The 13,088-nt window shown below is 40.5% G+C and carries 13 protein-coding genes; 12 read left to right on the forward strand and 1 reads right to left on the reverse strand.

Annotated elements, in window-relative coordinates:
• Positions 1-82: 82 nt before the first annotated feature.
• On the reverse strand, positions 83-457 hold the full coding sequence (locus IGI47_RS06795) for a hypothetical protein (protein WP_311929860.1): 375 nt from the start codon (positions 455-457) through the stop codon (positions 83-85).
• A gap of 254 nt (positions 458-711) precedes the next feature.
• Between IGI47_RS06795 and purC the strand changes: the two genes are divergently transcribed.
• From purC to IGI47_RS06855, 12 genes are all read left to right on the forward strand, one after another.
• Positions 712-1,428: a phosphoribosylaminoimidazolesuccinocarboxamide synthase gene (gene purC, locus IGI47_RS06800; protein ID WP_438783729.1), complete on the forward strand. Its 717-nt coding sequence runs from the start codon at positions 712-714 to the stop codon at positions 1,426-1,428.
• Between the two features lie 29 nt (positions 1,429-1,457).
• Entirely contained in the window at positions 1,458-1,712 is a 255-nt protein-coding gene (gene purS, locus IGI47_RS06805) for a phosphoribosylformylglycinamidine synthase subunit PurS (protein WP_438783730.1), read from the forward strand.
• Between the two features lies 1 nt (position 1,713).
• Positions 1,714-2,388 (forward strand): phosphoribosylformylglycinamidine synthase subunit PurQ, encoded by a 675-nt coding sequence (gene purQ, locus IGI47_RS06810; protein WP_311929862.1) that lies wholly within the window; start codon positions 1,714-1,716, stop codon positions 2,386-2,388.
• A gap of 1 nt (position 2,389) precedes the next feature.
• Positions 2,390-4,612 (forward strand): phosphoribosylformylglycinamidine synthase subunit PurL, encoded by a 2,223-nt coding sequence (purL, locus tag IGI47_RS06815; RefSeq protein ID WP_311929863.1) that lies wholly within the window; start codon positions 2,390-2,392, stop codon positions 4,610-4,612.
• On the forward strand, positions 4,597-6,036 hold the full coding sequence (purF, locus tag IGI47_RS06820) for an amidophosphoribosyltransferase (RefSeq protein ID WP_123862460.1): 1,440 nt from the start codon (positions 4,597-4,599) through the stop codon (positions 6,034-6,036). The genes purL and purF overlap by 16 nt, the downstream gene beginning before the upstream one ends.
• A gap of 23 nt (positions 6,037-6,059) precedes the next feature.
• Complete coding sequence (gene purM, locus IGI47_RS06825) at positions 6,060-7,106, forward strand: phosphoribosylformylglycinamidine cyclo-ligase (RefSeq protein ID WP_438783731.1); 1,047 nt, start codon at positions 6,060-6,062, stop codon at positions 7,104-7,106.
• Positions 7,103-7,693: a phosphoribosylglycinamide formyltransferase gene (gene purN, locus IGI47_RS06830; protein ID WP_311929866.1), complete on the forward strand. Its 591-nt coding sequence runs from the start codon at positions 7,103-7,105 to the stop codon at positions 7,691-7,693. The genes purM and purN overlap by 4 nt, the downstream gene beginning before the upstream one ends.
• Positions 7,690-9,225, forward strand: a complete 1,536-nt coding sequence (purH, locus tag IGI47_RS06835) for a bifunctional phosphoribosylaminoimidazolecarboxamide formyltransferase/IMP cyclohydrolase (RefSeq protein ID WP_438783732.1) — start codon at positions 7,690-7,692, stop codon at positions 9,223-9,225. Before purN ends, purH begins: the two co-directional genes overlap by 4 nt.
• Positions 9,226-9,241: 16 nt before the next feature.
• Entirely contained in the window at positions 9,242-10,516 is a 1,275-nt protein-coding gene (gene purD, locus IGI47_RS06840; protein ID WP_311929868.1) for a phosphoribosylamine--glycine ligase, read from the forward strand.
• A 114-nt stretch (positions 10,517-10,630) separates the two neighbouring features.
• Positions 10,631-11,545 carry an aldo/keto reductase gene (locus IGI47_RS06845; RefSeq protein WP_438783733.1) on the forward strand — a complete coding sequence of 305 codons (915 nt, stop codon included), beginning with the start codon at positions 10,631-10,633 and terminating at the stop codon, positions 11,543-11,545.
• Positions 11,546-11,614: 69 nt separating this feature from the next.
• A complete protein-coding gene (locus IGI47_RS06850) occupies positions 11,615-11,794 on the forward strand; it encodes a hypothetical protein (protein WP_438783735.1) in 180 nt (59 codons plus the stop codon).
• A 96-nt stretch (positions 11,795-11,890) separates the two neighbouring features.
• Positions 11,891-12,889: a hypothetical protein gene (locus tag IGI47_RS06855; protein WP_438783736.1), complete on the forward strand. Its 999-nt coding sequence runs from the start codon at positions 11,891-11,893 to the stop codon at positions 12,887-12,889.
• Positions 12,890-13,088: the final 199 nt, after the last annotated feature.

Below are 13,088 nucleotides of genomic sequence, written 5' to 3' on the forward strand. Positions count from 1 at the left end.
ACCTATCAGAATAACCAAAAAAAGGTACGACAAAGGGATTGTCGTACCTTTTTTTGGTATCTATGACTGCAAGGTTCAAAAACTACGCGTAAACAGCGTGATCTCCATAAGCAAAATGTTGTGTATGAAGTAGCTGTAATAATTCTTCAATAAAAGTATAAGTGAATTCTTGTTGATCGTAGGTTACTTGAATTCGATAATGGTTTTTAAAAAGTCTTTGTTCATGAATTTGGCAGATGACCAAATGATGCTTCGTGTTTGTTTGGAACTGAAACGTTCTTTTCCGGCATTCCGTTCGTCGTTTAGCCGCACGGCGGATTTTACGGAAGGTATAAAAGCTCGTATCTTTGTTACATAAATAGACATCTTTGATTGAGAGCAAGTCATTATACAGACGGGCTTTCTCTTCTGATGATAATTCAGATAAAAAACGTTTGGCATAGGTTGACTCTTCCATTCAATTACCTCCTTGAACAAAGTATCCAAGTTTATTTAATTCTACTATAGCACCATTTTTTATCTGTGTAAACGCTTGTCAAGATTTTTCATCAGATTTAAAAGATAAAAACACGAACATTAGACAATTTTAATGGTTAAAATGTACATTTTTTTGTTGATTGATCTGACAAGCCTTGTTAAAATCAAAAGTGAAAACACGAACAAAAAGAAGCGGTTTGCTGATGAATGTAAAGTAACTAAGGAGATGGAACTGTGGATAAAAGAGATTTGCTCTATGAAGGAAAAGCCAAGAAAATGTATCGTACTAGTGATGAAGAAGTGATTTGGATCGAGTATCTCAATCAAGCCACTGCGCTTAACGGTGCAATGAAAGATGAGATCGTTGGTAAAGCAGAACTGAACAATCAAATCACAAGTAAGATATTCAATTATCTAAACGAGCAAGGTATTGAGAATCATTTTATTAAACAACTATCAAAACACGAACAATTAGTAAAAAAATTAAATATCATTCCTTTAGAAGTAGTCGTGCGTAATGTCGCTGCAGGGAGCTTTTCTAAACGTTTGGCGATACCAGAAGGACAAAAGTTACCTCAGTCCATTGTTGAATTTTATTACAAAAATGATCAACTAGATGATCCGTTTATCAATGATGAACATGTTTTGTTTTTGAAGGTAGCAACGATGACGGAAATTGCTGAATTAAAGGAACAAGCAAAACGAGTGAATGATGCTTTGGTACCATTGTTCAAACAGATCGGCTTACAATTGATCGACTTTAAATTGGAATTTGGCAAAACCAGTGATGGAACTATTCTTCTAGGAGATGAGATTTCTCCTGACACGTGTCGCCTTTGGGATCTAGAAACGGAAGCCCACATGGACAAAGATGTTTACCGCCGAAAAATCGGTGAGATCGTCCCTGTATATCAAGAAGTATTGAATCGCTTAGAAAAAATCAACCAATAAAAAAATAATGGGTAAAAGGAGAAAAGCACATGTATTTTGTAAAAGTCTATCTCACCTATAAAGATTCTGTTTTAGATCCTCAAGGAGAAGCGGTCAAGAATGCCGTTCATCGTTTAGGGTATGACACTGTAGAAGAGATTCGAATCGGCAAATACTTCGAGATCCAAGTCTCAGCAGAGAAACAGGCAGTTGAAGAAACGATCGAAGCAATCTGTGACAAATTGTTGGCGAATGTCAATATGGAAACGTATCGTTATGAAATCGAACAATTGGAGGAAATCTAATATGAGATTTGCTGTGGTCGTCTTTCCTGGATCGAATTGTGATGCAGATATGTTATGGGCAATACGTGAAATCATGGGTGTCGAAGCCGATTACGTTCGTTATGATGAAACTTCATTAGCTGGTTTTGATGGTGTTTTACTTCCTGGTGGATTCTCCTATGGTGATTACTTGCGTTGTGGAGCGATTGCTCGTTTTTCATCGATCATGGAAGAAGTGATTCGTTTTGCAAATGAAGGAAAACCAGTTTTTGGCACCTGTAACGGGTTCCAAATATTGACGGAAGCAGGCCTACTTCCAGGTGTCTTGAGAAGAAATGATTCTTTACGCTTTATCTGTAAGTCAGTGCCGTTAAAAGTGAATAACCAGACACCTTTCACTTCGGAATATGGGGCCGATGAAGTCATTCAGTTACCTGTAGCACATGGGGAAGGAAATTATTTTTGTGATGAAGAGACCTTACAGGAATTGAAAGAAAACAATCAGATTGCCTTTACTTATGCTACTGAAAATATTAATGGCAGTGTAGCACATATTGCAGGGATCACGAATAAAAAGGGAAATGTACTAGGGATGATGCCTCATCCAGAAAGAGCGATGGAAGAATTGTTGGGCTCAGAAGATGGAAAACGATTTTTTGCTTCAATGATCAAGAACTTTGGAAAGGTGACTGTTTGAAATGAAAACATTAAGTGAACCAAGTGCTTTAGAAATCAAAGAGAAAAAAATCTATTCACAGTGGGGATTAACTGATGAAGAATATCGCATGATCGAAGAAGATATTCTAGGAAGAATGCCTAACTATACAGAAACAGGTTTGTTCTCTGTGATGTGGAGCGAACATTGTTCTTATAAAAACTCGAAACCCATCTTACGTAAATTTCCAACAAGCGGTCCGCAAGTCTTACAAGGTCCTGGTGAAGGGGCTGGGATCGTTGATATCGGTGATGGTCAAGCAGTTGTTTTTAAAGCGGAAAGCCATAACCATCCTTCAGCAGTTGAACCTTATGAAGGTGCAGCTACAGGAGTTGGAGGAATCATCAGAGATATTTTCAGTATGGGCGCACGACCAATCGCCATTCTAGATTCATTGCGTTTTGGTGAGCTAGATAATTCTCGTACGAAATATTTATTAGATGAAGTTGTATCTGGTATCAGCGGTTATGGAAATTGTATCGGTATCCCAACTGTTGGTGGTGAGATTGCTTTTGATCCATGTTATGAAGGGAATCCATTAGTTAATGCAATGTGTGTAGGCTTAATCGATCATCAAAATATTCAAAAGGGACAAGCTTCAGGAGTCGGGAATTCAATCATGTATGTTGGTGCAAAAACCGGTCGCGATGGTATCCACGGTGCGACATTTGCTTCTGAAGAATTCAGCCAAGAAGAAGAGCAACAACGCTCAGCTGTGCAGGTAGGCGATCCATTTATGGAAAAACTTTTACTAGAGGCTTGTTTAGAACTTGTTTTAGATCATGCTGATATTCTAGTGGGGATCCAGGATATGGGGGCTGCTGGCTTGGTCTCTTCAAGTTCTGAGATGGCGTCTAAAGCTGGTTCGGGTTTGGTACTGAGTTTAGACGATGTCCCACAACGAGAAAGTCATATGACACCTTATGAAATGATGCTTTCTGAATCACAGGAACGGATGTTGATTTGTGTTAAAAAAGGCGCAGAAGCACAAGTGAAAGAGTTATTCAAAAAATATGATCTAGATGCTGTGACGATCGGTAAAGTGACAGATGATGGACTTTATCGTCTATACCATCATGGGAAAGAAGTAGCAAATTTACCAGTGGATGCGTTAGCAGAAGACGCACCAGTCTATGAAAAGGAAGCAAAAGAACCTGCCCGGATCAAAGAATTCAAAGAATTAGGTCAATATCAGCCAGTGCTCACTGATCCTAACGAAGTATTACTTGATCTATTACGTCAGCCAACGATTGCTTCGAAACATTCGATTTATGAAACGTATGATTCACAAGTACAAACGAATACAGTGGTCAGACCGGGAAGTGATGCGGCAGTTTTACGGATTCGTGGGACAGAAAAGGCATTAGCAATGACTACTGACTGTAATGCTCGCTATATCTATCTGAATCCTGAAATCGGTGGGCAGATCGCTGTAGCAGAAGCAGCAAGGAATATCGTTGCAAGCGGTGGACAACCACTAGCAATTACAGATTGTTTGAATTATGGCTCTCCAGATAAACCAGAAGTATTCTGGGAATTAAAAACATCTGCTGAAGGTATCTCTGAAGCGTGCAAAGTGTTAGGGACGCCCGTTATTTCTGGGAATGTTTCTCTCTATAACGAAACAGATGGTCAAGCAATCTATCCAACACCGATGATCGGAATGGTCGGTTTGATTGAAAAACAACAGAATATCACGACACAAGAATTCAAAGAAGCAGGGGATCTTATCTATCTGCTTGGTGAAACTTACGAGGACTTCAATGGCAGTGAACTCCAAAAATTACAATTAGGAAAAATCCAAGGAGATATCGAACACTTTGATTTGACGATTGAAAAAGAGAACCAACAAATAGTGTTAGCAGCGATTAAGGCTGGAGTAGTCGCAAGTGCGCATGATTGCGCAGAAGGCGGGGTGGCTGTTGCCTTGGCAGAAGCAGCTTTTCCTAAAGAATTCGGCTTAGACGTACGGACGACAATGACAACAGCGAAGCTGTTCTCTGAAACACAGTCAAGATTCGTTTTGACGACTTCGCCAGAGAATAAAGCAGCTTTTGAAACAATCGTAGGCGAAAAAGCGACATTGATCGGGCAGGTAACCACGGAAAAAAGAATCACCATCCAAGCTTCTGATGGGAAAATCGATGTGGCTACTCAAGTTGCCTATAGAAACTGGAAGGAAGCGATCGAATGCCTTATGAAGTAAAGAGTTTAAATGAAGAGTGCGGGGTATTTGGCGTATGGGGGCATTCAGACGCTGCGAGTATCACTTATTTTGGTCTTCATAGTTTGCAACATCGTGGGCAAGAAGGAGCCGGGATCGTATCGAATAATCAAGGGAAACTGTTAGGTCATCGAGATCTCGGATTGCTTTCGGAAGTGTTCAAAGATCAAAGAAAATTAAAGGCATTATCGGGTGAGGCTGCGATCGGTCATGTCCGTTACGCAACGGCGGGAAATGGAAGTGTCGATAATATCCAGCCTTTCCTATTTAAATTTTATGATCAGTCAGTTGGTCTAGCGCACAATGGTAACTTAACGAATGCGCGCTCACTACGAACAGAATTAGAAAAAGATGGAGCGATTTTTCATTCTAATTCTGATACAGAAATCCTGATGCATTTGATACGCCGAAGTGGTGAGCAGACCTTTCTTGGCAAACTAAAATATGCGTTGAATGAGGTGAAAGGTGGGTTTGCTTATCTTTTACTGACAGAAGACGCCATGATTGCGGCTCTTGATCCTAACGGGTTTCGTCCGCTTGCGATTGGACAAATGAAAAATGGTGCGTATGTGATTGCTTCGGAAACTTGTGCTCTGGAGGTAGTAGGTGCCAAGTTTGTGCGTGACGTTCGTCCAGGAGAAATCGTGATCATCGATGATTCAGGTTATCGTGTCGAAACGTATACAAAAGATACGCAACTAGCCATCTGCTCAATGGAATATATCTATTTTGCGCGCCCTGATTCCAATATTGCAGGAATCAATGTCCATACAGCACGTAAGAACATGGGACGGAATTTAGCAAAAGAAGCGTTAGTCAATGCTGACATGGTAGTTGGTGTTCCTAATTCATCTTTATCTGCTGCTAGCGGCTATGCTGAAGCAAGTGGTATCCCTTATGAAATTGGTTTAGTTAAAAATCAATATATTGCACGCACCTTCATCCAACCAACCCCTGAACTGAGAGAACAAGGAGTCCGGATGAAACTCTCAGCAGTTCGCGGTGTAGTCGAAGGAAAAAGGATCGTGATGGTCGATGATTCGATCGTTCGAGGAACGACGAGTCGGCGGATCGTTCGTTTGCTGAAAGAAGCGGGAGCGAAAGAAGTCCATGTGCGGATTGCTTCACCACCATTGAAATATCCTTGTTTCTATGGCATCGATATCCAAACTAGAAAAGAGCTGATTGCAGCGAATCATAGTGTAGAAGAAATCAGACAATGTATTGAAGCTGACTCACTTGAATTTTTAAGTGAAGAAGGATTAATCCAAGCAATCGGTCTAGCGGAGGATGCTCCATATTCTGGTTTGTGTATGGCTTATTTCAATGGAGATTATCCTACTCCACTCTACGATTACGAAGAAAAGTATCAGGAATCATTAAAAGAAAAAGTATCGTTTTTTTGATTATTAAGGAGGGCACGAACGAGATGAGAAATGCTTATGCGAATGCGGGTGTGAATGTCGAAGCAGGTTATGAAGTAGTCGAAAGGATCAAAAAGCATGTCAAAAGGACAGAACGACTTGGTGTAATGGGGGCTCTTGGCGGTTTTGGCGGGTGTTTCGAGCTTGGCTCATTCAGCCATTTGAAGGAACCGGTCCTAGTTTCTGGTACAGACGGTGTGGGAACGAAATTACTCTTAGCGATCGAATCTGGGATACACGATACGATCGGAATTGATTGTGTAGCGATGTGTGTGAATGATATTCTTGCGCAAGGTGCTGAACCACTCTATTTTCTGGATTATTTGGCAACAGGAAAGAATTCTCCGGAAAAGTTAGAAAAAGTCGTAGCGGGAGTAGCTACTGGCTGTGTTGAGGCCAATATGGCTCTGATCGGCGGCGAAACAGCGGAAATGCCGGGGATGTACACGGAAGACGAGTATGATCTTGCTGGTTTTGCGGTAGGTATCGCTGAAAAAGCGCAATTGATCACAGGAAAAGCAATCAAAGATGGGGATGTCCTTCTTGGCTTGCCCTCTAGTGGTATTCATTCTAATGGCTATTCATTGGTGCGCAAAATTTTCTTTGAGAAACACGCTTTTGCATTATCTGATACGATCAGCGGATTATCAGAACCGCTGATCGCAGAATTGCTAAAACCTACAAAAATCTATGTTTCTTCACTATTACCGATCATGAAAGAGCAAAAAATCAAGGGCGCAGCTCATATCACTGGTGGCGGTTTTGTTGAAAACATCCCTCGAATGCTGCCTGAAGGAACAGCGGCTCACATCCAACTAGGTTCTTGGCCGACATTACCAATCTTCGATTGTTTGGAAAAATACGGGGAAATACCAACGAAAGAAATGTATGAAATCTTTAATATGGGCATCGGGATGGTATTAGCAGTAGAAGCTACCGAAGCTGATGAGATCATGGAGAAAATACAAAAACAAGGGGAAGCTGTTTATCGTATTGGAGAAGTCGTGCCGTTAGAAACAGAAAAAGTGGAATTTGCTGAGGCAACAAGATGAGGATCGCAGTATTTGCTTCGGGAAATGGCAGTAATTTTCAAGCGTTGGTCGAATATTTCCGTGAAAAAGGGTTAACAGATCAATTTGTGTGGCTTTTTTGTGATCAACCGAATGCATACGTTTTAGAACGTGCGAGTAAACTGGATATTTCGACAAGTGTGTTTTCTCCAAAAGAATTTCAGACGAAAAAAGCATACGAAGAAAAAATATTGGAATGTTTGTTGGACAAAGAAGTAGATTTGATTGTTCTAGCAGGATATATGCGGATCATCGGTTCTACTTTACTAGACCAATATGAATCACGGATCATCAATATCCACCCTTCTTTATTACCTGATTTTCCAGGATTACATGGTATTCGTGATGCGTTTGAAGGAGGAGTAAAGAAAACAGGAGTGACGATCCATTACATTGATAAAGGTATTGATACTGGTCCGATCATTTGTCAAGAAAGTGTAGAAATCAAAAAAGAGGATACACTGGAAGAGTTAGAAAGACGGATTCATCAAGTAGAGCATCGAATCTACCCAAAAGTGATTGAACAAGTTGTAAAAGAAATGAAGACGATGGAGGCTCATATAAAATGACAAGAGCATTAATAAGTGTGTCAGATAAAAAAGGCGTTATTGCGTTTGCTGAAGGGCTGATAGAAAATGGCATTGAGATCATCTCTACTGGTGGGACGAAGAAAGTGCTTGATGAAGCAGGTATCCCCACGATTTCAATTGAAGAAGTAACGGATTTTCCTGAGATGATGGATGGTCGTGTCAAAACCCTTCATCCAAAGATCCATGGGGGATTGTTGGGCCGTCGAGATCTAGCTAGTCATATGGAGGCCATGGCAGCTTCGCGGATCACGCCAATTGATTTTGTCTGTGTCAATTTATATCCATTTAAAGAAACGATCATGAAATCCGGTGTAACTGAAGAAGAAGCAATTGAAAATATCGATATTGGTGGACCAAGTATGTTGCGTAGCGCAGCTAAAAACCATCAGTTTGTGACAGCAGTCGTTGATCCTGCAGACTATCCTGTGGTTCTTTCGGAATTGAAGGAACAGGGGGGGACGTCGCTTGCAACGAGAAAAAAATTAGCTGCAAAGGTATTTCGCCATACTGCTGCATATGATGCTTTGATCGCACAGTATCTAACCAGTCAAGTAGCTGAACGCGAACCAGAAAAATTGACGCTTACCTTTGATCGAAAACAAGATCTTCGCTATGGAGAAAACAGTCATCAAAAGGCAGCGTTTTATGAAACGGCATTGCCGGAAAGTTATTCGATTGCCCAAGCACAACAACTTCATGGAAAAGAATTGTCCTTCAATAATATTCGTGATGCGGATGCGGCGCTACGGATCATGCGAGAGTATCAAGAACCGACTGTTGTTGCGTTGAAACATATGAACCCTTGTGGGATTGGTTCTGCTTCAACGATTTTTGCTGCTTGGAATGCTGCTTATGAAGCAGACCCCGTATCGATTTTTGGCGGAATCATCGTTCTCAACCGAGAAGTAGATCTGCCTACAGCTGAAGCGATGCATAAGCTTTTTCTAGAAATCATTATTGCACCATCGTTTACACCAGAGAGTTTAGAAGTATTGAAGAAGAAGAAAAATATTCGATTGCTGACTGTTGATTTTACCTTGAAAGAGTCCAGGTATACGAAAGAAACGGTTTCTGTTTTAGGTGGATTATTAGTCCAAGACGAAGATGTTGCGATGGAAGAGAAACAAGATTGGCAAGTAGTGACTGATCGAAAACCGACTGAAGAGGAACTAGCTGCTATGGCTTTTGCATGGCGAGCAGTGAAACATGTGAAGTCAAATGCGATTGTTTTGGCAAATGAACATCAAACAGTAGGAATCGGTGCGGGACAAATGAATCGTGTGGGTTCTGTTAAGATCGCTATTGAACAAGCAGGAGCTAAGACCAAGGATGCAGTATTAGCAAGTGATGCTTATTTCCCGATGGATGATTCTGTCGAATATGCCGCAAAACATGGAATCAAAGCGATCATCCAGCCAGGGGGAAGTATCAAAGACCAAGCATCCATTAATATGGCAAATAAATATGGTGTGGCAATGGTATTTACTGGTGTACGTCATTTCAGACACTAATACAAAGGAGTAGCAGATGAATATATTGATCATAGGTGCTGGTGGCAGAGAGCATGCGATAGGAAAGAAAATAAAACAGAGTCCGAAAGTTAACAAGGTCTATTGTGCACCTGGTAATCCAGGTATGACCATTGATGGCATCGAACAAGTAGATATCCATGAACTGGATCATCAAAAGTTGATTGAATTTGCCGAAAAAAATCAGATTACTTGGACGTTCGTTGGTCCAGAACAGCCATTGTTGAATGGGATCGTCGATGACTTCCAAGATGCTGGGCTAAAAATTTTTGGCCCAACTCAATCTGCGGCGATAATCGAAGGGTCGAAAAGTTTTGCAAAAGAGTTGATGGAAAAATTTGGCATTCCCACAGCTGAATCAGAGAACTTTACGACTTTTGCAGCTGCAAAAAAATATATCGAAGAACAAGGGGCACCTATCGTGATTAAAGCGGATGGATTAGCTGCTGGTAAAGGTGTCGTAGTTGCTTTGACAGTGGAAGAAGCAGTTCAGGCTGCGAAAGAAATGTTAGAAGATCATCGCTTTGGAGACAGCGGAAAATTGATCGTTGTTGAAGAATTTTTATCGGGAGAGGAATTTTCTTTACTGGCATTCGTCAATGGGAATGAAATATATCCGATGCCGATCTCACAAGACCACAAACGAGCATACGACGAGGATCGAGGTCCAAACACAGGCGGAATGGGGGCATATTCGCCAGTGCCACAAATCGCCGACGAGTTAGTGGAAGAAGCGATTCAAAAAATCCTTCAACCAGCCGTTGATGGCATGGTAGAACTGGGACGTCCGTTCGTTGGTATTTTGTATGCAGGGTTGATCGCAACATCAACGGGACCCAAAGTGATTGAATTCAATGCAAGATTCGGAGATCCTGAAACGCAAGTCGTTTTATCCCGTTTGAAAAGTGACTTTGTCCAAGTGATTGATGAATTGCTTAAAGGGCAAGCGCCAAGTGAACTTGTATGGGAGAATGAGGGGTATAACGTGGGTGTAGTTGTTGCAGCTGAAGGGTACCCGGGCGACTACTTAAAAGGCATGTCACTCCCTGATTTTTCATCTGAGGATGTGACTGTCTATTATGCAGGTGTAGGGAAAGAAGATGGAAAATTGGTGGGATCAGGTGGGCGAATCTACTTGGTGGAGAGTTCTGGTGAAACCTTGACTGAGGCAAGAACAAACATCTACACAGCGCTTGCGGCAAAAGATACGAATCAGACATTCTATCGGACGGATATTGGAGCAAAAGGGCTACGCGTAAAATCGAAAAGTTGAGAATAGGGCAAGACACCGTATTTTTCTGGTGGATAGAAAAATACGGTGTCTATTTTTAAAGCCTTTTCATTAAAGTTGTGGTAAAATTATCCCGAAAAGAAAGGAAGTTTTGAGATGAAACAGATTCAATTGGGTGCATCAAGTCAGGTGGTTTCCTCTGTTATTCTTGGTTGTATGCGAATAAACGGAGCAAAGGATCCAGTAAAAGTGATTGAAACAGCTTACGATAATGGAATCAATTTTTTTGATCACGCCGATATTTACGGAGGCGGAGAATGTGAATCGATTTTTGCTGATACGTTAGCAAAAACGTCGCTTAAACGAGAAGACCTATTTATCCAGACGAAGTGCGGGATAGTTCCTGGTGTTATGTTCGATTTTTCAAAAAAACATATCATTGAATCGGTGGAAGGAAGCCTTCAACGTTTGAAAATGGACTATGTAGATGCGCTTTTACTCCATCGTCCAGATACTTTAGTCGATCCTAGCGAAGTGGCTGAAGCTTTTGATGAATTAGAAAAATCAGGGAAAGTTCGCCATTTTGGTGTCAGCAATCAAAAACCGATGCAAATCGACTTGCTTAAGAAGTATGTGAAACAGCCATTACTAGCCAATCAATTGCAATTTGGCTTAAAGCATTCTGGAATGATCGATCAAGGAATCCATGTCAATATGACTGATGATGGAAACGTTGACCATGACGGTAGTGTATTAGATTACTCACGCTTGAATGATATGACTATCCAGGCGTGGTCTCCTTACCAATACGGATTTTTTGAAGGAGTATTTATTGGAAATGAAAAATTCCCTGAGTTGAATCAAGCATTGGATAACTTAGCTGAAAAATACGGAACGACTCCGACCGGTTTAGCAGCGACGTGGATCTTGCGTCATCCTGCGAATATGCAAGTAATTGCTGGGACGATGAATCCTGAAAGGATCGAAGAAATTGCGAAAGCGTCAGAAATCCAATTAACGCGCGAAGATTGGTATGAACTTTATCGTGCAGCAGGAAATATTTTGCCTTAGAAATGATGAAGCCGTTAGTCAGTTGAAGTTGATTTGACGGCTCTTTTACATAGGAAGAACACATAAAAAATGAATGAAGAAAGGAAGAAGAATATGCCGACATATATGGATCTGTTAAAGGCGGAGAAAAAAGCATTGAATAAGCTTTTTGTGAGGGAGTTTACCAATGCCAGAAAAGAATCTCAAGAACTTGAGCAATTAAAACAAAAAATCACGAAGCAGATTGATTATGGGAATAGTAAAAATTGACCGAAGATAGAACAAAAATACGTGGACGGTCAGGTCGTTACTTTATTGAATCAATATGAAAAGAAGATAGAGAAACATTTAAAGAGATTACGCAGGATGAATCAAATTGAAAAGGACATTAATTACGCCAAAAAATATTCATATTATCTAGGTAGCCATACATTTAAAAGGTTGAACTATGAACCAGAGTCGGCTAAACGAAAAATGGAGAATGCTGAAGGAATATACTACCCTCCTCAGTTGAAAAAGTATATCGAGCGATTAAATAGCACTTATGAGGACATCCAACTGAATGCCGTTCTATCTACAAACCCAATGAAAAACAAATTATATCCAGGTACATATACAAAAAACAATTCTCTTTGTCGGAAAGTCTTACATACACAGAAAGCTCGATTAAATAAAGAAGTGACCGAACAGGTGAAACTGATTGAAAAAAGTAAAAATGAGTTAGATGGAATTACCGCAACTATTCTCAACAAGTGCGAAGATACTGGACGAACTATCAGTAAAGAAAAAGCATTCGAGTATCAGCAGTTGTGCGTCAAGCACAGCCAACTTTTTGCTACATACATCAATCAATTTGTGGCTCTGGATCAAGTAAGAACTAAGCTTCACCAAACAAGAATAGCGTTGGTACATCATACATCCTTGAATACAGAGAATAAAATAAAGTATATCAATGCTAGTCAAACACTCAAAAAAGTCAACTACACACAAGATTCGTTTACTGGAAATCTTCAATTGGCGCTTAGAAAGTATCAAGCTCCCCAAATCTTTGATTTTTATGATGCTTATACGAATCGGAGCAGTCGAGAGAGGATAGCTGATGCGTTAAGAGAAATGGGTAAGCTCTTAGCGAAAGTCGAGAAAGAAAAAGAAGTTGTCGAGAATACACAACCGCCAAAAATAGAGCAAGGAACTCTTAATCATCCGGTGATAGAACGTGCTCAAAGTAATCAGTCGATCAACTCTCGGCGACTTGGTGTCGTCATCAATCAAGCAGTCGCTAACAGCACGAATGAGTCCTATATAAAAAGAAATCGGGAAACGGCTAAAAAAGTTGACCAACCTGATAGGAGCCCGACGCTCTAAGAGCAAGGGTCGCTCATTTTTATATCAACTATATAAATACCCTTAAAAACGAACAATAGGCAAAAAAACAAAATCAGTGGAAAAACACCGATTCTGTTTTTTTGTTTGCTTTTTCTCTTGATTTTTTATTTCAATTAGGTTAAATTACATAGGGCGCTAAAAATAAGTGCTTTGAAAGTAAATAATGTTCGTGTTTTAC

The sequence above is a fragment of the Enterococcus sp. AZ191 genome (assembly GCF_051713845.1).
GTDB lineage: Bacteria > Bacillota > Bacilli > Lactobacillales > Enterococcaceae > Enterococcus_B > Enterococcus_B durans.